Source organism: Herbiconiux sp. SALV-R1 (assembly GCF_013113715.1).
Lineage (GTDB): Bacteria > Actinomycetota > Actinomycetes > Actinomycetales > Microbacteriaceae > Herbiconiux.
In genome coordinates, this window is the sequence record NZ_CP053344.1 from 4076248 (window position 1) to 4100721 (window position 24474).

Here is a 24474-nt window from a genome sequence, read left to right on the forward strand (position 1 = left end):
GAACGCCTGTGCAGGACTGGCCCGTCACTCATCCCGCGTCGCCACCTGCAGCTTCACGATGCGCCCACCCTGCACGAAGAACCCCCGGCCAGGCGGCAGATCGGCGCGCTTGAAGCGCCCGAGCGAGGTGCCGAGCAGCGAGTCGCCGTCGAGCTCACCCGGCACGAGCAGCAGCCCGCGCTTGGAGTTCTTGAACGGCCCCGCGAGGGTCCACGCCGCCGACCAGGTCGACGACTCGCTCTCGCCCACCACGAACACCTCGTCGCGCAGGGCCCGCTTCACCAGCCGGTCGACGTCGTTCTCGGCGGGGGAGCCGTTCAGCTCCCCGACGTTCTCGACGAACACCGCGAACTGCGTGGGCCGCAGCGTCTCGGCGTCGAGCTGAGCGATCACGTCGTCGGCGAACGCCGCGATCTGCGCGGGGTCGTTCAGCGACAGCGACCACAGCGGCAGCGCGGTGAGGTTCGTCTTCCGCGGGGAGAGGTGCACGAGACGGATGCTCGGGTCGGCCCGCCGCAGAGCCGTCGCCATGGTGGCCAGCGCCGTCGAGCGCCCGCTGCCCGCCGACCCGGCCACGAGCAGCGCCCCGCGCGGCTCGAAGCCGAACGGCTCGAGCGTGTCGTCTCGCACGCCCAGCACCGGCTTGCCGCCCACCGTGGTGGCGGGCAGCGTGCCGAGCGGGATGGCGTCGCCGAGCGTGAGCACGGGCTGCGCGGGCGCCACTCCCTGGCGCGCCATCGCCTCGGCGAGCTTCGCGATCTCGCGCGACTGCACGGCCACGTTGGAGTCTCCGCCGAGCACCGCGAGCTGCACCTCGTCGCCCTCGAGCACCCCGCGCCCGGGCGGCGACGCGGCGCTCAGCGTGTCTTTCGGGGCGCCGAGCAGCGAGTAGTCGTCGTCGTTCGCCAGGCGCAGCACGAGCCGCTTCTGCACGGTCGAGCCGAGCGAGGCGGGCACCGAGTTGGGCCGGTCGCCCGCGATGACGATGTGCACGCCCACCTGGCGCCCGTCGGTGGCGATCTGCGAGAAGGTGGTGAACCACGCGGAATGCCCGCCGAACTCGTACTGGTCGCGGAACGCCCCGATGCCGTCGACGAGCACCAGGATGCGCGGCTCCGCGGGGGCGCCCGCGATGCGCCGGTACTCGCCGATGCTGCCGGCGTTGACCGCCGAGTACCGCAGTGACCTGTCGTCGACGAGGTCGCGCAGCATCCGGAGCAGACGGATGACCCGTTCCTCGTCGTCGCCCGAGATGATGGCGCCGACGTGCGGCAGCTGCTCGAGCATGCTGAGGCCGCTCGAGCCGAAGTCGAGGCCGTAGACGTGCACCGGGCCGCCGCGCGGGGTGACCGCTGCCGAGACCGCGATCATGCGCAGGGTCGCGCTCTTGCCCGAGCCGCCGGTGCCGTAGACGGCCATGTTGCCGTCGCGGTCGGGCTCGTAGAACACCGTCGGCTGGCTCTGGTTCGCCGGGTCGTCGATGACGCCGAGCAGCAGGCGCTCGTCGGTGCGCGGGTTCGGCAGCAGCGAGAAGTCGTACACGGCGGCGAGCTCGTCGAGCCACGGCTTCCGCGGCGCGGGGATCTCGGCCATCTTCGCGGCGGTGCGGATGCTCGACACCAGCCGGGCGATGTCATTCGGCCCCGGGTCGGCGAGCACCGGTGCCTCCTCCTGCGGGATGTCCCAGGCGGAGCCCGAGCCGAAGCCCATCTCCACCAGGTCGATGCGCGGGCGGGGCGTCTCGTTCGTGGTCCAGCCGCCGGCGTAGCCGGTCTGGAACGCGGCGATGCGGCCGGGCCCGGTCTTCGCCGCACCCCGGCCCGGGATGCTCTGGTCGAAGTAGGCGGCCATCGGGTCGCCCAGGATGTCGCTGGAATCGTCGGCGTCGGCCATCCGGAGCGCGATGCGCAGGTTGGTGTTGGCCCTGAGGTTGTCTTTGATGACACCGGCGGGGCGCTGCGTGGCGAGGATGAGGTGGAGGCCGAGCGAGCGGCCGCGCTGGGCGACGTCGACGACGCCGTCGACGAACTCCGGCACCTCCTGCACGAGCGCGGCGAACTCGTCGACCACGATGAGCAGGCTCGGCGGGGTGTCGGGGTCGCCGGTCTTCTCGAGCGAGACCAGGTCTTTCGCCTTCTTGCGGTTGAGCAGGTGCTCGCGGTAGCGCAGCTCGGCGCGGAGGCTGGTGAGCGCGCGGCGCACGAGGTGCGGCGAGAGGTCGGTGACGAGGCCGACGGTGTGCGGGAGGCCGACGCAGTCGGCGAAGGCCGCGCCGCCCTTGTAGTCGACGAAGAGGAAGGTGGCGCGGTCGGGGCTGTGCGCCGCCGCCATGCCGAGCACCCACGACTGCAGGAACTCCGACTTGCCCGCACCCGTGGTGCCGCCGACGAGGGCGTGCGGGCCCTGGCTGCGGATGTCGAGGTGGAACGGCTCGGTTCCCGAGTGCCCCACGAGTGCGCGCAGCGACCCCTCCTTCTTGCGGCGCACGGGCGGCGAGCCGTCGCGCACGGCGATGGAGTTGCTCTCGCGCCAGCGGTCGATGACGGCCTCGGGCACCTCGGCGAGCTCGGTGCCGACGAGGGAGAGGTAGGAGACCGAGCGCGGCAGGTCGGAGTCGTCGTCGATGGGCGCGCCCACGTCGACGACCGGCGAGAGGCGGCGTGCCAGCCGGGTCGCGGTATCGGCGTCGACGGTCTCGGCGTCGAGCGGGAAGGTGTGCTCGCCGAGCCGCACCTGCCCCGCGGTGGCCGCCTGCGCGGTGGTGCCGCCGTCGAGGCTCACGAAGCTGCGGCAGGCGGCGGGGAGGTCGCCGATGGAGGGGGCCGTCCAGATGACGTGCACGTTCGCATCCGCTCCCCGCTCCACGATGCGGGTGAGGCGGCCGCGGTCGGCGGGGGCGTCGTTCTCGATGACGAACAGCACGGCGGGGGTGATGGGGCGGGGGAGCTCTTCGCGGTCGCCGTCGCTCGAGCTGCCGGCCGGGCCCTCCGGCTGCATCGGCCCGCGCGGGCGGGGGGCGCCCGCGGTGCGCTCCGTGATGAGCTCCTCGATGCGGGAGAGCAGGGCGGCGCCGCTGCCCGGGTTGTCGGCGAGGTGGTCGCCCGCGAGCGGGCTGTGCGGCGAGCTGGTGTGGGGCAGCCACTCGAGCCACTCCCAGGTGCTCCGGGAGGCGGGGGAGGCGAGCCCTGTGACCACGAGCTCGGAGGGAGAGTGCAACGCGATGAGCTGCGTCACGAGGGCGCGGGCGACACCCGCGCGTTCGGCGGCGGGCCCGGCCACCCCGAGCGCGCCCGCACGCCGCAGTTCCACGACGATCGGGACGCCGTCGATGCGACTGAAGCGCTCGGCGGTCTCGAGCACCTGCACGTAGTACTCGGGCAGCGCGTCGTTCTCGTTCGGGGTCGACACGCGGTCGCGGCTGAACGCGGTTCCGATGCCGAGGCGCGCGGTGAGGAACGCCGGATGCTCGGGCCGGTGAGTCCACATCAGCGGGCCCAGGCGCTCCACGGCGTCGATCGTCGCCGCCACCGCCGGCGCCTCGGTGACGCGCACGGCGCGCTGCACCCGCTGCCGTTCGTGCATGGCGGCGACGAAGGCGTCGAGCGAGGCGTTGAACTGCTTGATCGCGTCGCGCAGCTGGCGCCTGGTCTGCAGCTTGTGGTCGGCCCAGGTGCCGATCATGATGAGCGGGCTCAGCGCGATGAAGATGAGGCTGAGCGGCGAGCCCGTGGCGAGGAAGAGGATGGGGCCCATGAGCAGCGGGGCGATGAGGGCGACGACCGGGAAGCGGATGGCCTGCGGCTGCTTCGGCGGGGTGGGCGCCGGGTACTCGTCGCCGGGGTAGCGGGCGACGACGCGGGGGGAGCGGTTGAACTCGATGACCGGGGTGGAGGGGGCCGCGGCACCGCCGAGGCGCTGCAGCGGCACGACGCTGAGGGCGGTGTCGCCGAGCACGACGACGTCGGCGGAGGAGAGCGTGGTGCGCGAGATCTGCTCGCCGCCCATGAGCAGTCCGTTCGCCGAACGGAGGTCGATGATCTCGACCTGCTCGCCGATGTTGATGCGGGCATGGCGCTTCGAGACCAGCCCGTCGCTGAGGCGCACGTCGATGCCGCGCTCGCGGCCGATGTAGCTGGAACCGAAGGGGAGGGGGAACTCGGCCCCCGCATCCGGACCGCTCAGCACCCGCAGAGTGGCGGCGGCGGGGCCACCTCGGCCCGGGGCGGCGAAGCCGTCGCTGAAGGTCGTGAGCTCGAGGGTGGCGCCCGAGCGCACGCCCGCATCGAGGAGGTTCGAGGCCGGGTCGATGACGCGCTGGTCGCCGCCGAAATCGGCGATCTTGAGGGTGAGCCCGGCGGGAGCGGGGGGCGCGGGCTGGGTCTGGCCGCCGCTCGCGGCTCCGGGGCGCTGGGGGTCGGCGGCGTGGATAGCGCGGGCGATGTCGCCGACGCTGGCGGTGGCGTCGGCCGTGATCTGCAGCTTGCTGGTGCTGCCGCCGGGGCGGACGAGGCTGGCTTTGATGCGCATCCGGTGCGGTTACCTGTCTGGGAGGGGCGTGCGGTGGGGCGGGGGCGGGGCGGTTCGGGCGGTCGGGTGGGGCTCGGGCTGGGGCGGGCTGGGCTGGTGGCGGGTTCGGTGAGCGGGGCGTCGTCTAGTGGCGGGGACGTCGGCGGGCAGTCGCGGCTCGGAGGCGGTCGGCGGTGCTCTAGTCGGCCTCGTCGTGGGGTTGGTCGAGCAGGGGGAGGTCGGCCTTCGTGACGAGGCGGGAGAGCACGGCGTACTCGACGAGGCGCGCGCGGCGGTTGGTGGCGAGGGCGCCGACGCCGCCGCGCAGGCCCTCGACGCCGCTGCGGCTGAGCTTGTCGCAGACGTTGTCGAGCTTGCGGTTGAAGCGGCTGAGTGCCCAGCCGAGGCGTTCGGCCGCGGCCTGGGAGGAGGGGATCTCGCTGGTGCCGGTGCCCTCGCGGCGAAGCATCGTCTCGGCGAGGGCCAGGATGAGCAGCTTCTGCGAGACGGTGAAGGTCACCGCGCCGACGGTGGTGGCGCCGCTCGCATCGGGCACCGGGGTGAGGTCGACGAAGGTGGGTGCCGAGGTGTGCACGGTGAACTCGTAGCTCGTCGGGCCGGCGGTGAAGACCACGGTGGTGAGGCCGAACACGATCGGCATGCGGGCGCCCGGGGCGAGCCAGGCCTGCATGGTGCGGGAGGCGTCGGAGACGGTGGCGCTGAGCCGCGACCCCACGTTCGAGAGCCACCACATGCCGTCGACGTTGGCGATCTGGAGGAAGCGGCGGTGCAGGTACTGGTTGTCGTCGATGTCGAGGTCGGCTTCGCGCCCGATCTCGAACGGCTTCGCGGGGTCGAGGGTGAACCACTCGCCGCAGAACTCGACGCTGGCGGTGGAGCCGGGGGCGGGTGCGGCGGATGCGGTGGGTGCGGTGCTCCCGGATGCGGTGGCCGGGCCGGGTGCGAATGCGGGGGCCGCGGCGGGCGCCTTGGTCTTCGCCTCGTGGGCCTGCTGCTGGGCGGTGGGCCTGGGGTCGGTCATGGGGCGCACGTCCTCGTCGCGTCGGAGCTCTTGCCGTCGGAGCGCACCACGCTCACCTCGATGCACACCGACCCGCCCGCGGAGACGGGCAGCGTGACGGTGGGCGAGTCGGTGCGCTCGGCCTGGCCGGTCTCGGTGGAGGTGTACGTGTTCCAGAGGAACTCGTCACCGTTCTGCGGATCGGGGTTCACCCAGCTGAAAGTGACACTCGTGCCGTCGTCGGTGACGGTACCCGCCAGCTCGGTGGGTGCGGCGACGACCGCGCCCACGCCGATCTCGTCGACCGGGGCGCTCGACTCCTCCACGCTCTCCTGCGCGGGCGACTGCGAACCCGCGTTCAGCGCGAACACCAGCCCGCCGATGCCCGCCAGCACCACGATGCCGGCCGCAGCGATGACGTAGGGCAGGGCGCGGCGTCGCGGGGCGGTGGTGGTGGCGGCCGCGTCGCCGGGTGCGGGGGTGGCAGGGCGGTGGAGGGTCTGCTCGAGGGGGAAGTCGTCGGTGGCGGCGGATGCGCGGCCCGCGCCCGCGCCGGCCCCCGAACTCGAGGGAGTGCCGGGGCCGGAGGAGGCCGAGAGTCCATCCGGATTCGGGGAGGTGCCGGAACTCCATCCGGTTCGGGGAGGGGTTGAGGTGCGTGGGGCGGCGGGCGGGGTGGCGAGGTCGTCGCGGAGTTGGGTGCGGCCGGTGGTGTCGTCGGCGGGGGGCGCTTGCCACGACGACGGAGTCGTGGCCGGAGGGCGGGCTGAGGCTCCGTCGTTCGGCCGAACCGGCCCCGAACTCCGTCGTTCGGGCGAAGAAGGTGCCGCGCGGGGCGGGGTGGTCGCGGGGGCGGGGCCGGTGGGGTCGATGGTGACGATGCCGCGGATGCGGGTGTTGCCGTCGTCTTCCTCGTCGATCTCGTCGGTGGGAACGTGCTCGTCGAGCACGTCGGTGGGGGTGACCGACATGCTGAGCTCGAGCTGCACCTTCTGCAGCGCGCGGGCGAACTCGAGCGCTGTCGAGTAGCGGTCGGACTCGTTCTTCGCCATGGCCGTCGCCAGCACCTGCTCGAGCGAGGGGGGCACGTCGGCGCGTCCGGTCGGGGCGAGGCGGGCGGTCTGGATGCGGCCGATGAGGTCGAGTCCGCTGTTCGCGCCGCCCGGCACCTCGAACGGCGAGCGGCCGGCGAGGATCGTGTACACCGTGGCCCCGAGCGAGTAGATGTCGGCGGCGGCGCCCGAGGAGGGGGTCGCGGCGAACACCTCGGGCGGCGACCACGGGATCGACATGCCCACCGATTCCTGCTCGTCCCCGCCGACCAGGGCGACCGAGATGCCGAAGTCGGTGAGGGCGGGACGGTTGTATTCCGTCACGAGAATATTCGCGGGCTTGATGTCGCGGTGCAGGATGCCGGCGCGGTGCGAGGTCTCCACTGCACCCGCCACCTGCACCCCGATGCGGAGCGCTTCAGCGACACTGATCTTCTCGCGTCGGTACCGGGCGCCGAGGTTCGGCTTCGGGCAGTACTCCATGGCGAGGTACGGCCTGCCGTCTTCGGAGATGTCGGCCTGGTAGATCGTCACGATCGACGGATGCGTCGACAGCTGCGCCATGAGGTTCGCCTCGGCGTCGAAGCTCTCGCGCGCCCCGTCGGTGAGTGCCTCCCGCAGGAGCACCTTGATGGCCACGCGGCGGCGCGGCATCCGCTGTTCGTAGAGGAAGACGTCGGCGAACCCGCCCGAACCGAGCAGCTGAACGTAGCTGAAGCCCGGGATCTCGGGGGGCGCGGAGGGCGGGCGGCGGGCGTTCACGGGATCTCCTCGAACGAGACGGTGACGCCGTCGCCGAGGTCGACCAGGTCGCCGTCGAGCACCAGCACCGGCTCGTTCGGGCCGAGGCGCAGCGGCGGGGTGCCGGTGCGGTGCAGCACGGATCCGTTGGTGGTGTCGAGGTCGACGACGAGCACGTGCCTGCCCTCGAGGCGGATCTCGAGGTGGTTGCGCGAGATGTCCTGCTCGGGGCTCGGCACGGTGACGAGGATCGGCACCTGGTTGGCCTGCACGCGGTTGGCGCGGGGGCGGCGGCCGATGATGATGCCTCGGTCGAGTGCGTGCGTCTCGCCGGTGGAGAGCACCACCCGGCCGAGGGAGCCGGTCGCGGGCTGGTGCGCTTCCCCGGCGCCGGCGCCGGCGGCGTCGAGGCGGCGCATGGCCTCGAGCTCCGAGACGGTGACGGTGAGGCCGTCGTGGTCGTCGTCGATGCCCGAGGGGTGCGCGGGCGTCGAGGCCGGTACCGCGGTGGCCACCGGTGTGGCGGGCGTCGCGGGCGCGGCGGGCGGGACGGTGTGCGCGTCGAAGCCGGCGCTTCCGGATGCGGCGCCCACGTTCCCGAAGTCGGGGATGCCCGAGATGAGGCCTCCGGCCGTCGGGGTGACGGGCGCCGGGGCAGTCGGCGCCTGGGCGGTGGGGGGCGCGAAGGACGCGGGGGCGGGTGGTGCGGATGCTGCGGCCGGGCTCGCGGGCGCGGGCGCGGACGCGGGTGGTGCGGATGCTGCGGCCGGGCTGGCGGTGGGGGCCGACGCGGAGTCGGTCTCGGTCTCGGTCTCGTCGTCGTCGAGTTCGCGCACGGCCGCCTGCTCGACCGACTTCACGACGGTCGCACCCCAGAGGTGGTCGTAGGCGTCGTCGGGCAGCTCGCTCCGGGTGCTGCCGAGCTCCTCGTCGATGCTGACCTCGGCCGGCACCTCGGCTCCGGCCTCGGCGGACGGCTCGTCGTCGGCCAGGGCGGTCTCGTCGTCCACGGTCTGCTCGACGCCATCGGTCGGCGCGGTGGGCGGCGGGGGCGCCGCGGGGGTGCTCTCGTCGCCGCGCTCCACCGGCACGTCCTCGGGCAGCAGCGTCGCCTCGTGGATCTCCTCGCTCGAGGGGCCGGCCGCGGTCGCCGACGCCTCCTGCGACTCGCCCACCGACACAGCGGGGAAGTCGGTCTCGGCAGCCACGGGCGACTCGACCACCGGCGCGGCGGAGGCGTCGGCCTCAGGAGCTGCGGGCGACTCGGTCGCCGGCGTGGCGGGAGATTCGGCCCCGGCGACCACGGGCGACTCGGAACCGGAAGTGGCGGGTGACGTGGTCGCCGGCGAGGCGGAAGACCCGTCCGCCGGGACGGCGGGAGACGTGGCCTCGGCGGGATGGGCCGCTCCGGTGGCAGCGTCCGCGGCGGGATCAGCCGGGCCGGCGGGTGAGTCGGCGGTCGAACCCGCGGCGCCGGTGGGCGCGTCCGCGGTGCGGTCGGTGGATTCGGTGGCCGTGTCTTCGGGGAGAGGGGCCGCTCCGGTGGCAGCGTCCGCGACGGGATCAGCCGGGCCGGCGGGTGAGTCGGCGGTGGAACGCGCGGCGCCGGTGGCCGCGGCGGCGGGTGTGGGGACGGTGATGGTGGGGGCGGTGAGGTCGACCTCGATGGAGGAGCTCAGCACGACGCCGCTGGCGATGCGGTAGCGAGCATCCGTGGGCTCTCCGTCGGCGCCATCGGGGGCCGAGGTGGCTCGGAGCACGAGGCGCTGGGCGGTGGGGACGACGCGTTCGCTCCAGGTGGTGACGTCGGCGCCCGAGACCGAGTAGCCGTCGGTGGCGCCCTCCGCGCCCGCCTCGACGACGTCGATCGCGAGCTCGCCGCGCACCGCGAGGCGCACCTCGGAGCCGTCGACGGTGGCCACGGCGAACGGCGGGATGGCGCGCAGGCTCGTGCCGAAGGCGCCGGTGAGCGACTCGAGCACGGCGCCGAGTCCGTGTCCCTCCGAGAGCGACAGCCAGAGGCGCTCGAGCATCTCGCCGCTCACGCCGGCGGGCAGCACCGCGACGCCGGCGGGGGCCACGATGGCGTGCCAGCCGCCCGGCGTGTAGTGGAAAGCCGTCATGTCAGTTCCTCCCGAAGGCCCCGGCGCGGCCGCGCGGGATGGTGTCCTCGTCGTGCGACGCGCCCGCCGAGCCCTCGTGCGCCCCGTCGCGGGGGCGTTCGGTGTCGCTCGAGCTCCAGGCGTCGACCACGACCGCGGTCAGGTTGTCGCGCCCGCCGTGCAGCAGACCTTCATGCACGAGCCGCACCGCCGCCTCCTGCGCCACCGGCTCCTCGCGCAGCACCCGGGCGATGACCTCGTCGTCGAGTTCGGTCGAGACCCCGTCGCTGCACACCAGCATCCGGTCGCCCGCTTCCATCGGCACCAGCCAGTAGTCGGCCTCCGAGAGCCCGCCGCCGCCGAGGGCGCGGGTGATCACGTTGCGGCCGGGGTGGTTCGCGGCGGCGGCGCGGTCGAGCTCGCCGTCGTCCATGAGCTCTTGCACGACGGAGTGGTCGACGCTGATCTGCTCGAGGGTGCCGTCGCTGAAGCGGTAGGTGCGCGAGTCGCCGAGGTTGAACACGAGCCAGTAGGCGCGTCCGTCGTTCTCGGCGACGGCGACCCCCGACACGGTGGTGCCGGCACGGCGGCTGCCGCTGTGCGCGAGCCTGCCGATGGCGGCCCTGGCGCGGTCGAAGGCATCACGGATGTCGGCGGGCTCGAGCGCCCCGGCACCCGCGAGCGTGGAGAACGCCTCGACGGCCAGCGCGCTCGCCACCTCGCCGGCCTCGTGCCCCCCCATGCCGTCGGCCACCAGGAACACCGGGTCGGACGCCAGCAACGAGTCCTCGTTCCCCCGCCGCCGGAGCCCCGTGTGCGTCGAACTGCCCACGCCGAGCCGCAACTCGTTGCGCCGCACCCCGCCGCCGGCACCGCCACCGGAACCCGCCCGTACGTCTGCCGCCCCGGCGCTGGCGCGCCTGGCACCCGCGGCGCCGCCGCCCGCGCCCCCGCCGGCGCCGCCCGCCGCGCCGGCACCGGCCGTGCCCGACGACCCGACGCTGGCCAGGCCCATCGGGCCGCCGTTCGCGCCGCCCGCCGCGCCCGCCGACCCGGCGCCAGCCGCGCCCGTCGCGCCGCCGTTCGCGCCGCCCGCCGCGCCCGCCGGGCCTGCGCCGGCCGTGCCCGCAGCGGCGCCGCTGGTTGCGCCTGCCGCCCCCGCTGTGCCGCCGCCGACCGCGCCCGCCAGGCCGCCGCCCGCGCCGCCCGCCGCGCCGGCGCCGCCGCCCGCAGCGCCCGCGCCCGTCACGGCGCGCCCTCCACGGTGAAGTACCGCGTGCCGACCCGCACGCGGTCGCCGTTCTCGAGCGTGATGCGCTCGCCCGGGTCGAGCTGCAGCTCGGCGCCGTCGCCTCGCACGATGGCGGAGCCGTTGGTGGAGCCGCGGTCGCTCACCCAGACCCCGCCGGGCTCGACATCGAACTCGAGGTGCGTCTTCGACACCGAGAGCGTGTCGCCGGTGAGGGCGATGAGGATGTCGCGCGGGTCGTTCGACGGCGACACCGGGTCGCGCCCGAGCACCCCGTGCCGCGTGATGGGCACCACGGCACCGCTGTCGAGCCGGAACGCCGTCACGCCCGCCGCCCGCGCCGACACCGGCGGCTGCGACAGCCGCGTGTGCTCGGCGTCGTCGTGGTCGTCGGATTCGGGGAAGGCAGCGGCGAGCTCCGCCGGCGTCACCACGGGTGCGGGAGCGAAGCCCGGCACGACGCTGATCGGCTCTGCGGGCACCCCGGGCGGCTGGGGCGGAACCGGAGCCGCCGCGCCCGCGCCCGCGCCACCCGCGCCCGCGCCACCCTCCCCGGCGCCCGGCGCGTACCCCGGCGCCGCGTACTGCGGAACCGGCCCGGGAGCGGGCGGAGCGGGCGGCGGCGGCGCCACCGGCACACCCGCACCCGAAGGCACACCCGCGCCCGACGTCACACCCGCACCCTCGACACCTGCACCCTGCCCACCCCGGCCGTACCCCGCATCCTGAGCCGCCTGCGACGACGCGTTGCCCGGCGTGAACGCCCGCCCGCCCCCGAACCCGGCGGGCTCGGGCTGCGCGGCCGCGCCACGCGAGGAGTCGTCGAGCACGAGCTGCCCCGGCGCCGCCTTGAGCGGGTTCGGCCCCGCCTTGACGTCGATCACCCAGGTGCGGGCGAGCCGGTCGTGCCAGCCGCGCCCGATCTTCTCGGAATCCCAGAGCGGCGAGAGGTACACGACGTACTGCCCGATGAAGAACACGAGCGACGCGGCGGCGACGAACGCGTCGCGCAGCAGCATCCAGCCGAAGCCGGGCCGGCCGAGCGTGGTGACGTTCACGATGCGGAGTCCGAGCGCGAGCTTGCCCAGCGAGAACCCGAGGAACGATTGCATGAGCAGCTTCGCCAGCGGGTACACGATCGCAGGCACGATGAGCAGCACAGCGCTCAGCCCGCTCACTCCGATGCGGGTCTCGTCGGTCTGCACCTCGATGACGCCGAGCGCGATGAGCGGCATGGTCACGAGCAGCCAGAACGCGAGCCCGATCGCGCCGTCGAGCAGGAACGCCACGACCCGGCGGCCGTAGTTCGCGGGGAACAGGTCGCCGCGGCGGATGGGCGGTGCCGCGGGCGTCGGCTGCCACCCGTCGATCGGCCGCCCGTCGGCGCCGACCGTGGCGGGGGCACCCGCGAGCGACTGCGCCCCGAGCGCCGAGGTCTGGCTGCGCGACGACACCGGGGTGCCGCACACCAGGCAGAACTGCGCGCTGCGGGGAACCGCCGAGCCGCACTGGGCGCAGGGGAAGGATGCGTCGGTCATCGCTACCGGTCTCCTCTCGTCGTCGACGTCGTCGAGGTGGTCGACCGCGTGCGACGGTGGAAGAACGACCCCAGCGACCACCGGGCCGCGAACCGCTTCCACCACGACGCCGACTTCGCCATGTTGTGCACGACGAGGTCGACCTCCGTCCAATACTGGTCGATCTCCTCGGGGCTCGGGTCTCCCGGGCCGAAGACGCTGCCGTCGGCGCGGCGCGCGACCTCCACCACGGGCACCGACGGGTACGCACCGGCCAGCACGAGGGCGTTGTCGCGGCGGGTCGCCCCGGCCGGAACCCGCGTGCCGAGGTCGCCGGCGCGGTCGACGATCTCGTCCCAGCCGCCGCTCACCCGGTCGGCGGGCCGCGGGGCCTGCCGCCGCCGACGGCGCCGGGCGAGCTTGATCAGCACGATCACGAGCAGCGGACCGAGCACGACGACGAGCAGCCCGAGCACCCCGCCCCCCACGAGGAACAGCGGGAGGAAGTCGAAGCCCTCCTCCTGCACCTCCTCCTGGGCGGTGTCTTCGGTGCGGATGTCCGGCGGCAGCTCGGCCGGCTCCTGCGGCGGGGGCGGCGGCTGCAGCACCTGCGCCTTGGGATCGCTCTTGGGCTTCGGCGCCTCCTCGAGCGGGATCTGGTCCTCGGGCGGAGTCGGGTCGAACGTGATCCAGCCGGCACCGTCGAACGGCACCTCCACCCACGCGTGCAGCTCGTCTCCGGTGAAGTCCTGCACCGCATCCGCACCCTCGTACTGGTCGGGGTAGAAGCCCATCACGACCCGCGCCGGCATACCGAGCGAGCGCACCATGAGCGCCATCGCCACGGCGTACTGCTCGTCGTCGCCGACCATCTGCTCGGCGTCGAGGAGGCTCGCGATGCGCTCGGCGCCGTGCCCGGCCCTCGAGACCGCCTCGCCCTCGAGCCCGTGGCTGAAGAAGCCGTCTTGGCTGAGAGCATTCGCGATGTTGCGCACCTGCTGGATGGGTGTCTCGGCGTCGCCGGCGTACTCCGAGGCCAGCGAGCTCACCACGTCGGGCACCCCGCTCGCCCGCGGCATGCCGATGTCGGAGACCTGACGGCTCGACAGCTGCTCGTCGTTGAAGCTCGGCGGCAGCACGGTGTCGATCGTGTAGGTGTCACCCTCGCCGATGCCCGCGGTGTCGAGCGCGACCCCGGTCGCGCGGTTGTAGTGCAGGGCGCCCTCGAGCTGCGTGGCGCGCTCGCCGCTGAAGGTGAGCCCGTCGAGGTAGCCGGTGTCGGGCAGCCATACACCGGTGAGCCCGGTGATCGCGACCTCGAGCGTCGCCGGGTCGCCCTCGACGTCGTTCGCGATGTCGGGGCTCACCCGCACGAACGACCCCGAGCCCGAGGAGCCGTCGCCCGCCACGTTGTAGACGGTGCCGTCGTAGGTGTCGAGGGTGGCCAGACGGATGCGCGCCCCGTCGGGCAGACCCTTCACCGTGAACAGGGAGTCGTCGACCTTGTCGCGCACGTAGCTGCGGAAGCCGACGAGCGGGCTGGCGTAGTCGTGGAGATCGAGCGGAGGCTCGATCTGGTCGCGCAGCACCTCGCGGGCGGCGGCCGGCACGAGCAGGCCGCCGGTGGCGAAGCCGATGCCCAGGGCGGCGACCACGAGCCCGGCGGCGGTGGCCAGGCGGGTGCGCCGCAGCTTGGCGGCGGTCTGCGGGTCGGCGACCGAGGCCGAGCCGGCGAGCGTGGTGTCGGCCGACGCGGCGGCGCGCGCCTCCTGCCGGCGCCAGGCGGCCCAGCCGAGCGCGATGCCCACGAAGGCGAGACCCTGGGCGACCGGGAAGGCGCCCTCGCGGGTGCCGAAGGCGATGGCGGTGACGAACAGCGCGACCATCGGCAGGAGAGCCCAGGCGAAGCGCGTGAGTCGCAACGCGAAGCTCGTGGCGAGCACTGCGGCCAGGAGCGAGGTGAGGAAGGGCACGATGAGCACCGACTCGAACCCGCCGAGCGGGGTCACGAGCGTGAGCACGTCCTTCCACGAGAACACCACGCCGAGCACGAGGGTGCGGAAGGTGTCGAGGGTGGGGATCACCCCGAGGATGGTCGTCGTGGGGGCGGCCAGCGGGCCGCCGAGGACGAGGTACACCAGGATGGTGACGGCGGCGACGACGACGAGGTTCCAGCGCATCCGCCAGCCGGCCAGGCCGATGGCGATGCCGAGCACGATGCCGCCGATGCCGGCCACGAGGTAGCCGACGCCGCCGTAGGCGGGCCCGAAGCTGAGCACCGACACGAGGAGCAGGGCGGCGACCACGCCGCAGTCGAGCGCGATGGCCCAGGTGGGGCGGCCCGGGTTCGGCCGCGGCGGCAGCAGCGGAGTGCCGGTGCGGGCGCCGGATGCGGCGGGAGCGCCGGACGCGCCGGATGCGGCAGCGCCGGCCGGCCGGGGCGCGCCCGCGCCCGCGCCGCGCGCGGCAGAGCGCGCGGCGGCACGCGCCGCCCGCCGCGAGGATTCTGGTGTCGTCATCAGCTGTTGGCCCTCCGAAGAGCGAGGGGGAAGTCGGTGAGCTCGCCCACCGAGAGCAGGGTGGTGTCGCCGATCTGCCGCAGCGACATCGCCGACCCGGGCCGCGCCGCCACAGCGATCACGCGCACGCCGAGCGGGATGTGCACGCTCGCCGCCTGCAGCTGCGACGGCGTCACCTGCCCGCCGAACAGCAGGAACGCCACCGAGGCGTTCGGCACCGCGGTGCCCGTGGTCTTCGCCAGCTGCACGATCGACTCGCGCCGGTCGCTCTGCTCCACGCCCGAGAGGTCGTCGAGCAGGCGCCGGCCGGTCTCAGTGTGCAGCGTGTCCTTCTGGGTGAGCACGGTGAGGTCGCGCTCCTCGATGAGGGCCTGCACCCCGAGCGATCCGCAGATCGACACGGCGAGCTCGAACTCGTCGTCGTCGACGTAGTCGCTGCGGTTGGTGGAGAGGGCGACGGCGAGGTGCGAGCGCCTGGTCTCCTCGAACTGGCGCACCATGAGCTTGCCGGTGCGCGCCGAGGTCTTCCAGTGGATGTACCGGCGGTCGTCGCCCGGCACGTACTCGCGCAGGGCGTGGAACGACACGTCGTTCTCGCTCAGCACCCGGCTCTCGATGCCCTCGAGGTCGCGCAGGAAGCCCGACGAGGAGCCGCCGAGCGAGATGGTCTTCGGATGCACGAACAGCTCGCGCGGGTCGGTCCAGCGGATCTCGCGGCGCAGCAGGCCCAGCGGGTCTCCCCGCACCGAGCGCACGGGGCCGACGATGATGACCGCGCGGCGGTGGGTGGGGATGCCGAACAGGTCGTCGTGCTCGGCGCCGGGGGCGAGGCGCGGCAGGTGGAACGAGGCGAACGACGAGCCGACGGGCAGCTCGATGCGGGCGGGCAGCAGTGTGCGCTGCGAGGTGTTGGCCACGGCGATGCGGCCCACCGCCTTCTCGCCCACCACCACGCGGTTGAGCGCGAGGTCGAGGGTGACGGCGTAGGCCGAGCGGCCGAGCGCGAAGCCGACGGCGATGAGCAGGGCGGCGAGCAGCACGAAGCCCACCACGAGCAGCTCACGCCACCCGAGCACCGCCCCGGCCACGAGGGCCGCCACCGTCGCGACGAGCACGCCCCAGCCGAAGCCCGAGACGGTCGTGAGCACCGGCCCGGCGACACGCCAGACGGGGCGCCAGGCCGTGCCCAGCCACCCCGTCACCGCCGGCCATCCGGTGCCCGTCACCCAGCCGGTCGCTTCGCGGACCCGTTTCATGCAGCCGGTTGCCTCGACTGGGGCGCCGCGACGTCGGCGAGCACCCGGGCGAGCACGTCGGCGGCGGTGGCGCCCTGGAACTCGGCCTCGGCGTCGAGCACGAAGCGGTGCGTCCACACCGGCCCGGCGAGCTCCCGGATGTCGTCGGGCAGCACGTAGTGGCGCCCCTGCGTCGCGGCCCACACCTTCGCGGCACGGACGAGCGCCATGGCGCCGCGCACCGAGACCCCGAGCCGCGACTCGGGGGCGAGCCGGGTCTCCTCGGCTAGCTGCGCGGTGTAGCGCAGGATGGCGGGGTCGACGTGCACCGTGGCGGCGAGATCGGCCATGTCGGCGACGGCCGAGGTGGTGATGACCGGCGACAGCCGGGCGGAGGGGTTGCGGTCGGAGGAGCCGGCGAGGATCTGCTCGGCCGAGGCCAGGTCGGGGTAGCCGATCGAGGTCTTGATGAGGAAGCGGTCGAGCTGCGCCTCGGGCAGGCGGTACGTTCCGGCCTGCTCGATGGGGTTCTGTGTGGCGATCACGAGGAACGGGCGGCCCACCTCGTGGGTCACGCCGTCGACCGACACCCGCGACTCCTCCATCACCTCGAGCAGCGCCGACTGGGTCTTCGGCGAGGCGCGGTTGATCTCGTCGGCGAGCACGATCGACGCGAAGATCGGCCCCTTGTGGAAGTCGAACTTGTGCGTCTCCTGGTCGTAGATGGTGACACCGGTGACGTCGGAGGGCAGCAGGTCGGGTGTGAACTGGATGCGCTGGTGCGACCCCTGCACCGTCGCCGCGATGGCCTTCGCCAGGCTGGTCTTGCCGGTGCCCGGGGCGTCTTCGAGCAGCACGTGCCCCTCGGTGATCATGGCCATGAGCGTGAGCCGCACCACCTGCTCCTTGCCGAGCACGGCGATGCCGACGTTCTGCACCAGCTTGTCGAAGGTGCCGGCGAACCAGGTCGCCTGCTCGGGGGTCATCGTCATGGGAGGGGAAGTCCTTTCGGGGTGGAGGAGCTGATCGGAGTCGGGGTGGTCATCGCCTGGCCTGCACCTGCACGCCGTCGCATTGCATGCGCGACGCCTGGTTCTCGAGCGAGTAGTTCCCGGTGTCCTGTGTGTACCACTGGGTCTGGCGCGAACCGTTGCCGTTGCCGTCGACCGTGACCACCGTGGAGCGCACCGGGGTGCCATCCCAGGTGCAGGTGACGGTGGCCTGGCCGAGGAAGTTCTCGACGCTCAGCTGCATGCGCACGCAGGGCGGGCCGTTCACGAGACCCTCGCCGTCGCACGACTGCCAGGCCGAGACGTAGGCGCGCTTCGGCGGCGCGTCGCCGCTCTGCGCCGATGCCGAGTTCTCGGAGGTCTGCCCCGCGGCGTCGGTCGCCACGACCCGGATGCTGTGGGCCTCGCTGTAGGCGTCACCCACGGTCGCCGATCCGCTGCCGTCGCGGGAGTACAGGTTGCCGTCGATGTAGACCTCGACGCCCGTGACCGCGCGACCGTTGCCGGGAGGGGCGCTCCACGAGAGCGTCACCGACTTGGCGTTCCCCGTCGCTGAGACGCCCGGCGCCTGCAGCGGCCCGAAGGGCACACCGGCGTTGGAGGATGCGCTCGGCTGGCCCTCGTAGTTCTGGCCGTCGAGCGGCGTGACCGCCCGCACCTGCACGGTGTACGAGGTGCCGTTCGAGAGTCCGCCGACGGTGTAGCTCGAGGCGTTGCCCGGGATGTTCGTCCAGCCGCCGCCGTTCAGGCTGTACTGGTACACCAGCTCGCCCGGCGAGGCGCCGTTGCCGGCCGCATCGCCCGGCTGGCTGAAGGTGACGCTGCCGTCGCCCTCCGCCGTGATGGTGGGCTGGCCCACCTGGCCGGGAGCCGTGAAGGCGCGACGCGGGGCCGACTGCGCCGAAGGGTCGCTCTCGCCCGCCTTGTTCGTCGCGGTCACCTGGAAGGTGTAGTCGGTGGTCGACACGTCGAGCGGCACGGTCTGCTGCGTCGAGGTGCCGGACGGGATGGTCTGCACGACGCTGCCGCCGCGCAGAACGCTCAGCGTGTACGACTTGATCGCGTCGCCGTTGGCCTTCGGCGGCTCCCAGCTCACCTGCATCTGGGCCCGGCTGCCGACGGGGTCGAGGCGGGTGGTCGAGGGTGCGGCAGGAGCATCCGGAGCCCGTGCCGGGATCTCCTCGGCCGAGAACGAGCTGAACTCGCTCGGCTCGGGCGCCCGGTTCACGGCCTGCACCCGCACCTGGTAGGCGGTGCCGTTCTCGAGGCCCTCCCAGGTGAGCGTGTTGCCGGTGACGCCGTAGCGGGTCGCCGCACCACGCGCCGGAGCGGGCGAGATCTCGAGGTTGAACGACTGCACCGCCGAGCCCGGGGTGGGCGGGGTGACCCAGCTCACCTGGAGGCTCTCGTCGCCGAAGACGAGCGTGGGGGCCTGCGGCTGATCGGGGCGGGCGTCGGGCCGGGCCACCGCCGACTGCGGCGACGGGTCGGAGGTGCCGACCGAGTTCGTCGCGGTGACGGTGAAGGTGTATTCGACGTCGTTGGTCAGCCCGTCGAGCGTGCAGGTCGTCGACGCGCAGGCCTTCGTGTACCCCTGCGGGCTCGTCACCGTGTACCCGGTGATCTCGGCGCCGTTGTTGATGGGCGGGTTCCACGACAGCACCACGGTGCGGTCCTGGATGCTCGTCACCGTCGGCGTGGCCGGCGCGTCGGGCCGGCCCTGCACGGTGATGCGGATGCGCCCGTCGGCCTGCCGCTCCGGGTCGCCGGTGGCGTCGGCGATGCGGTAGCGCACCACCATCGTTCCCACGAAGTCGGCGGCGGGGGTGACGTCGACCGAGGAGCCCGCGGCGGCGGCGTTGCCCGAACCGGTCTCCACCGCGACCTGCACGATCTCGAGCGGGGTCTCGGGGAAGGGGTTGAAGTCGTTCGCCAGCACCGGCACCGAGACGGTCTGACCCTGGTTGGCCTGCGGCACCACGTCGTCGGTCGCCGAGGGCGGCGCCTTCGTGGTCGACAGCACGTTCACCGTCATCGAGCCGGTCACCGTGTTCTCGCCGTCGGAGACCTCGACCGTGAGAGGGGAAGAGGCACGCGGGGCGTCGACCGCGGCGGTCACCCGCAGCACCGAGCCGTCGAGCGAGGCGTTCACGCCCTGGCCGGCGTCGCCCGAGAGGGCGAAGGTGAGCTTCTCCAGGTCGCCCTCGTCGGGGTCTTGCGCGAGCGTGCGCAGGTCGAGGGTCGCCTCACCGTCTCCGGCCGCCACGTCGATCGACGAGTTGGTGAAGCTCGGCGGGGTGTTGATGTCGGAGATGACCTGCAGCGGGATGACGAGGGTCGCCTTCTTGCCCGCCGGGTCGTCGGGGCCGGTGCCGTCGGTGACCTCGAAGCTGATCGCATCCGGGCCGTCGTAGCGCGGGCGCGGCGTGTAGCGCAGCGTGTCCTCGTCGGCGACGAGGCTGTCGCCGTTCGAGTTCGCGGCGCGCACCTTCTCGGCCTCGGTGATGCGCACGCTCTTGCCCTCTGCCACCAGCACGTAGTCGGCGAGGTCGATGTCGACGGTCTCGCCGTCGTTCACGACGATCGGCTCGATGCCGGGGCGCAGCACCGGGGGCAGGGTGTCGAGGCCGGGCACGTTCACGAAGGCCGAGGCCTGCAGGCCGTCCTGGTCGGTGATCGTGTACCGCACGATCTGACTCGTCGGCAGCAGCTCGATGCGCAGGTTCTGGTTCGCCAGCACGGATGCGGTGGGGTCGTCGGTCGACACCGCGAGCTCGTCGATGGTGCCGTCGGGGTCGTCGTCGTTCTCGCGCACGTCGATGTCGACGTAGGGGCGGTCGAGCACATCGGAGACGGGTACCGTGTCGTCACGGGCGATCGGCGCCTGCAGCGGCGCGTCGTCGCTCACGGAGAGCAGCAGGGTGCCGATCGCCGGGGCGCCCCAGCGGTCGACGATGGTGTACTGCAGCGTGTAGTCGCCCGGCTCCTGCGGTGCCGTGACCATCACGCGGCCGCCCTCGATCGAGGCGGTGACGCCGTCGGGAACCTCGAGGCCGTTCTCGCGGATGGCGATCGGGTCGCCGTCGGGGTCGGAGTCGTTCGCCATCACGTCGACGGCGAGGGTGCGGCCGGGCCGCGCCTGCACCGTGTCCTTCAGGGCGTACGGCGGCTGGTTCGAGTCGCTCGCCGGGATGATGCCGACCTGGATGGTCGCGGTCGCCAGCCCGCCCAGCCGGTCTTGCACGGCGTAGGTGAAGGTGTCGGTGCCGACCGAGCTCGGGTAGGCCTCGTACACCAGCCAGCTCTCGCCGACCTCGGTGATGCGGCCCTTCGCGGGCGCCGAGCTCTGCCCGATCAGCTCGACCGAGTCGCCGTCGGGGTCGATGCCGTTCAGCGGGATCGGGATGCGCACGCTGGTGCCCTGGAGGGCGCGCACGGTGACGTCTTGCGGGCGGGGCGGCGAGTTGGTCTCGTTGTCGCCGACGATGCGGATGGTGATGTAGCCCGCATCCTTCTGGCCCTGCGAGTCGACGACCTCGTAGGTGGCGTAGACGGTCTTCGGCTCGGGGCCGGCGCGGAAGCGCACCACGTCTTCGGAGACGAAGATCTGCCCGTCGGCCGGGGCGACCAGCGGCTCGATGAGCGTCTCGGAGAGGTGGATGGTGTCGCCGTCGGGGTGGTAGTCGTTGGCGAGCACCGGGATGGTGGCGACGTCGTTCACCCGCACGGTGACCGTGTCGTCGGTGGCCACGGGGGGCTGCAGCCGTTCGGGAGCGGCGATGGGGGCGATGAACACCTGTCCCTGCGCCGTGGCCACGCCGTTCGACACCGTGTACGTGATGGTGATGGGGGTGACGAGCCCGCGGTCGGTGACGCGGAGGATCTGGTGCTCGAGCACCTCCACCGAGATGGGCGCGTCGGCCGGCACCTGCACCGACTGCACGGCGAGGATGCCGCCGTTCGGGTCGGAGTCGTTCGCCAGCACGTTCACCAGGGTGTTGCGGCCGGTGGGCAGCATCGCGATGTCGCGCACCGCGGTCGGCGGCGCCTCGGAGTCGCTCGGCGGAACGACCGTCACGCGCACGAGACCCTCCGCCGTCTTCGGGCCGTCGGCCACGAGGTACTGCACGTAGAAGGTGCCCTGAGCGGCACCCACCACGTCGAAGGTGCCCGTGGTGTAGTCGGGGGTGATGGTGAGGCCCGCGGTCTCGTTCACCTTCGCCAGGCGCAGCGGAGCGCCCGAGGGGCTGAGGTCGTTGTCGAGCGGGGCGACGGTGATGCGCTCGTTCTCGGTGGCGACGACGTAGTCGGGGGTGGTGACGGGGGCGAGCGTGCCGGTGTCGCGCACGATGAAGCGGATGGTGCCCTCGGTCACGCTGCGGCCGTCGGAGACCACGACGGTCACGTCTTTCGGCCCGGTGTTCGGGTCGATGCTGGTGAAGGTGACCTCGCCGTCGGGGCGGAACTGCACCTGGTCGCTGGTGCCCGACGACGCGCTCACGACATAGAGGTCGTCGCCGTCGGGGTCGATGAAGTCGGGGAGGATGTTGTGCTTCGTCGTCGCGCCGAGCTCGGTGAGCACGTCGGAGACGCGGTTCTGCTTCGGCGGGGTGTTCTGCCCCTCGGGTCGCACGGTGAGCGAGACGGTGGCGGTGTCGGTGCCGCCCCGGCCGTCTTCGACCTGGTAGGTGAAGCGGGAGCTGCCCTCCGCATCCGGAGCGACGACGACCTGCAGCGCGGCGCCGTTCAAGATCTGCTGCACCTCGCCGATCGAGGGCTGCGAGCCCTGGAGCGACGCGGTGAGCACGTCGCCGTCGGGGTCGGTGTCGTTGTCGAGCACGGGGAGGATGACGGTGCGGCCGGCGCGCACACCGAAGTCGTCGTCGACGGCGGTGGGCGGCGTGTTCTCCTCAGAGCGGTCGGGGAGGAGCACCTGGAGCTCCTCCTCGGTGCTGTCCTCCTCCTCGTCGGAGTCGCTCTCCTCGGGGGGCGGGGCGATGTCGTCCCAGTTGTCGACCTTCTTCATGTCCTGGTTCACCAGGTACACGACGCCGGTGGAGACGTCGTTCAGTACGACGACGTCGCGGTTCACGCGGAACCGCAGCTCGGCGTTCGCGGCGAGGCCGTCGATCTCCTGCTGCTTGTCGTCGGCGTCGCCGGCGCAGTCGCGCAGGTAGTTGCCCGACCCCGCCCAGGCCGCGTAGGCGCATCCGTTGAGGAAGACCGGGGCCGCGGGCTCGCCCGGCTTGTTGTTGGCGACGGGCACGACGGTCGCCTCGCCGCCCGAGAGCGGCTGGCGGATGAGGGAGGTCTCGGTCGAGATGAGCAGGTCGTCGGAGGCGGGGCCGGAGCTCTGCACGACGCCGCCCGCGGCATCGGGAACCTCGACCTGACCGCCGCCCGGGAGGTAGACGGTGCCGCTCGCGGCGTCGAAGACGGCCGCCCGGTCGCCCACGGTGGTGAGGGTGAGCTGGGCGCCCTGGTCGACGTCGGGGAAGTCGGCCGAGGCGGTGGGCTCCTCGGGGAAGACGCCCTGGTCGGTGCGCTCGATCGTGTACAGCTTGTTCTGGCCGGTGGAGAGGGCGTGGATGGTGCCGGCGCTGTCGGCGACGGCGGCGGAGCCCGAGCCGAGCTCGTACATCGGCTTCTCGGGATCGGGGGTGAAGGAGCCGGCCTGGCTCGAGTCGACGCCCCAGAGGGCACCGGTCTCGCGGTCGAGCAGGGTGACGGTGTCGCCGCCCAGGGTGATGGAGGCCTCGGGGGGAAGGTTCACGGGCGACTCGAGCGCCACGGTCATCGGGTTCACGGGGGTGAGGGTGGCGCCGGCGGAGTCGAGCAGGAAGACGGTGTCGCCGTTCTGCAGCACGTCGAAGTCGGTGGACGAGGTGCGGAGGCCGCCGTCGATGACCTGGGCGGGGTGGTTGAGGTGTCCGAGCAGGAGGCCGGTGGGCTTCGTCACCCACACGCCGCCGTCGTTGAGGTCGACGTCGGCGGTCTCCACGCCTTCGTACATGAACGCCATGGTCGTGATGGCGATCGAGAGCGCGGCGACGGTCGCGACGGAGGCACTCGTTGCCTTGTGTCGTCGGATGGCGTCGAACAGCCTCACACAGGTCTCCGATTCGTCGTCGGGGTGGTCACATCGGCGAGGTAAGACTGTGCGGGGTCGGCGGAACCTGCGGGTTTCTTCGACCTACGGCACGTCCTTTCGGGTCAGACGTGCCCCGTACTGGGGTAATTCAAGCATGGTTGCCGAAACGTCGCCAAAACGAGCGGATGGGGAGAAGTCCCCATCTCATCGGGTGTTCGTCGGGGGCTCACCGGGCGTTCCGACGGGCGCTCGCCGGCTGCTCGCCGGGCGCTCCGAGGGAGTGTCGAGGCGGCGCTCAGGGGTGCGAACGGTATGAGGATCGGCGCTCCGAGCCTGGGTGCGGCTCGGCGGCGTGATTCTCATACCGTTCGGGCGCCGTTCCGCCGAACTTCGGCGCCTGCGGGGCCGCCGGGGCGCGGCAGCTAGGCTGGGGCGGTGTCGACGGGGAGAGCGCAGGAGTCCGTGCCGGGCGGTGGGCGCCGCGGGTCGCGGGAGCAGCAGCGCGCCGCGAGGCGCAAGCGCAGCACGCGGCAGGCACTGCTGGCCGGCGGGGCCACGCTGCTCGTGGGGGCCATCGTCACCGTGAGCGCGCTCGTGGCCGGGGGAGTCATCCGGTTCGGTGCTTCCGCGGCGACTCCCGATGCCGGGCCCACCACCGCCATCCCCGCGCCCACGTTCAGTGAGGCGCCCACGCCCTCCTCTTCTGAGACGGCTGCTGCCACGCCCGAGCCGGCCCCCGCATCCGCGTCGCCCGCCCCGGCAGCCCCGCCCGCTTTCGACCGCTCGGCCAACTCGCTCGACGATCCGCTGAGCCCCTGGGTCGTGGTCAACAAGCAGCGGCCGCTCGCTGACGGTGCGGGCTACGTGCCGCCCGACCTGGTGCAGCTGGCGCCCGACATCCCGAACCCCAACGGGCACCTGCTGCGGGCCGACGCCGCGGCGGCGCTCGAGCAGATGTTCGCCGCGGCGCAGGCCGAGATCGGGGTGCAGCTGGTGGCGCAGAGCGGGTACCGCTCCTACGACTCGCAGGTCGCGGCCTACGACTACTACGTGAACCAGCTCGGCACGGAGGGTGCCGACCTCACCAGTGCGCGCCCGGGGTACAGCGAGCACCAGACCGGGATGGCCATGGACATCCTCGGCCGCGACTCGGGCTGCACCCTCGACGACGGGCCCTGCTTCGCGAGCGCCGGCTCGGGCCAGTGGCTCGCAGCCAACGCCTACCGTTTCGGCTGGATCCTCCGCTACCCCGACGGCGGAACTCCCATCACCGGCTACGAGTTCGAGCCCTGGCACTACCGCTGGGTCGGCGTCCCCCTCGCCACCGAGATGCACACTACCGGCATCACCACCCTCGAAGAGTTCTTCGGCCTGCCTCCGGCCCCGGGCTACTGACGCACCGGCTGCGCTCTAACTAAAGCTTATCCGGTT

General features: G+C 73.0%; 11 protein-coding genes. 1 reads left to right on the forward strand and 10 read right to left on the reverse strand.

The features are described from left to right. Positions 1-24 precede the first annotated feature (24 nt). The 10 genes from HL652_RS19450 to HL652_RS19495 all read right to left on the reverse strand — a co-directional run bounded on the left by HL652_RS19450 (position 25) and on the right by HL652_RS19495 (position 23061). Positions 25-4527 (reverse strand): FtsK/SpoIIIE domain-containing protein, encoded by a 4503-nt coding sequence (locus HL652_RS19450; protein ID WP_171706833.1) that lies wholly within the window; start codon positions 4525-4527, stop codon positions 25-27. 178 nt (positions 4528-4705) lie between these two features. Further along, positions 4706-5548: an FHA domain-containing protein gene (locus tag HL652_RS19455; RefSeq protein WP_253743483.1), complete on the reverse strand. Its 843-nt coding sequence runs from the start codon at positions 5546-5548 to the stop codon at positions 4706-4708. Continuing rightward, complete coding sequence (locus HL652_RS19460; RefSeq protein ID WP_171706834.1) at positions 5545-7341, reverse strand: serine/threonine-protein kinase; 1797 nt, start codon at positions 7339-7341, stop codon at positions 5545-5547. Before HL652_RS19460 ends, HL652_RS19455 begins: the two co-directional genes overlap by 4 nt. Beyond that, positions 7338-9443 (reverse strand): FHA domain-containing protein, encoded by a 2106-nt coding sequence (locus HL652_RS19465; RefSeq protein WP_171706835.1) that lies wholly within the window; start codon positions 9441-9443, stop codon positions 7338-7340. The genes HL652_RS19460 and HL652_RS19465 overlap by 4 nt, the downstream gene beginning before the upstream one ends. Position 9444: 1 nt before the next feature. Continuing rightward, positions 9445-10671 carry a PP2C family protein-serine/threonine phosphatase gene (locus HL652_RS19470; RefSeq protein WP_253743485.1) on the reverse strand — a complete coding sequence of 409 codons (1227 nt, stop codon included), beginning with the start codon at positions 10669-10671 and terminating at the stop codon, positions 9445-9447. Next, entirely contained in the window at positions 10668-12209 is a 1542-nt protein-coding gene (locus tag HL652_RS19475; RefSeq protein ID WP_171706836.1) for an RDD family protein, read from the reverse strand. Before HL652_RS19475 ends, HL652_RS19470 begins: the two co-directional genes overlap by 4 nt. Before the next feature lie 2 nt (positions 12210-12211). Further along, positions 12212-14707, reverse strand: coding sequence for a transglutaminase family protein (locus tag HL652_RS19480; RefSeq protein ID WP_171706837.1), 2496 nt, complete (start codon positions 14705-14707; stop codon positions 12212-12214). Further along, entirely contained in the window at positions 14707-15963 is a 1257-nt protein-coding gene (locus HL652_RS19485; RefSeq protein ID WP_171706838.1) for a DUF58 domain-containing protein, read from the reverse strand. The genes HL652_RS19480 and HL652_RS19485 overlap by 1 nt, the downstream gene beginning before the upstream one ends. Continuing rightward, a complete protein-coding gene (locus HL652_RS19490) occupies positions 15960-16934 on the reverse strand; it encodes an AAA family ATPase (RefSeq protein ID WP_171706839.1) in 975 nt (324 codons plus the stop codon). Before HL652_RS19490 ends, HL652_RS19485 begins: the two co-directional genes overlap by 4 nt. Before the next feature lie 49 nt (positions 16935-16983). Further along, positions 16984-23061, reverse strand: coding sequence for an Ig-like domain-containing protein (locus HL652_RS19495; RefSeq protein ID WP_253743487.1), 6078 nt, complete (start codon positions 23059-23061; stop codon positions 16984-16986). Between the two features lie 417 nt (positions 23062-23478). On the opposite strand from HL652_RS19495, the gene HL652_RS19500 reads away from it, so the two are divergent. Next, the gene (locus tag HL652_RS19500) at positions 23479-24438 is read left to right on the forward strand and encodes a M15 family metallopeptidase (protein WP_253743489.1); all 960 of its coding nucleotides are present in this window, start codon (positions 23479-23481) and stop codon (positions 24436-24438) included. Positions 24439-24474: the final 36 nt, after the last annotated feature.

What these genes read in the sequence shown, in the direction of transcription:
- HL652_RS19475 (WP_171706836.1), bottom strand. Translation starts at nt 12,209, where the DNA reads ATGACCGACGCATCCTTCCCCTGCGCCCAGTGCGGCTCGGCGGTTCCC.
- HL652_RS19480 (WP_171706837.1), bottom strand. Translation starts at nt 14,707, where the DNA reads ATGACGACACCAGAATCCTCGCGGCGGGCGGCGCGTGCCGCCGCGCGC.
- HL652_RS19465 (WP_171706835.1), bottom strand. Translation starts at nt 9,443, where the DNA reads ATGACGGCTTTCCACTACACGCCGGGCGGCTGGCACGCCATCGTGGCC.
- HL652_RS19490 (WP_171706839.1), bottom strand. Translation starts at nt 16,934, where the DNA reads ATGACGATGACCCCCGAGCAGGCGACCTGGTTCGCCGGCACCTTCGAC.
- HL652_RS19485 (WP_171706838.1), bottom strand. Translation starts at nt 15,963, where the DNA reads ATGAAACGGGTCCGCGAAGCGACCGGCTGGGTGACGGGCACCGGATGG.
- HL652_RS19455 (WP_253743483.1), bottom strand. Translation starts at nt 5,548, where the DNA reads ATGACCGACCCCAGGCCCACCGCCCAGCAGCAGGCCCACGAGGCGAAG.
- HL652_RS19450 (WP_171706833.1), bottom strand. Translation starts at nt 4,527, where the DNA reads ATGCGCATCAAAGCCAGCCTCGTCCGCCCCGGCGGCAGCACCAGCAAG.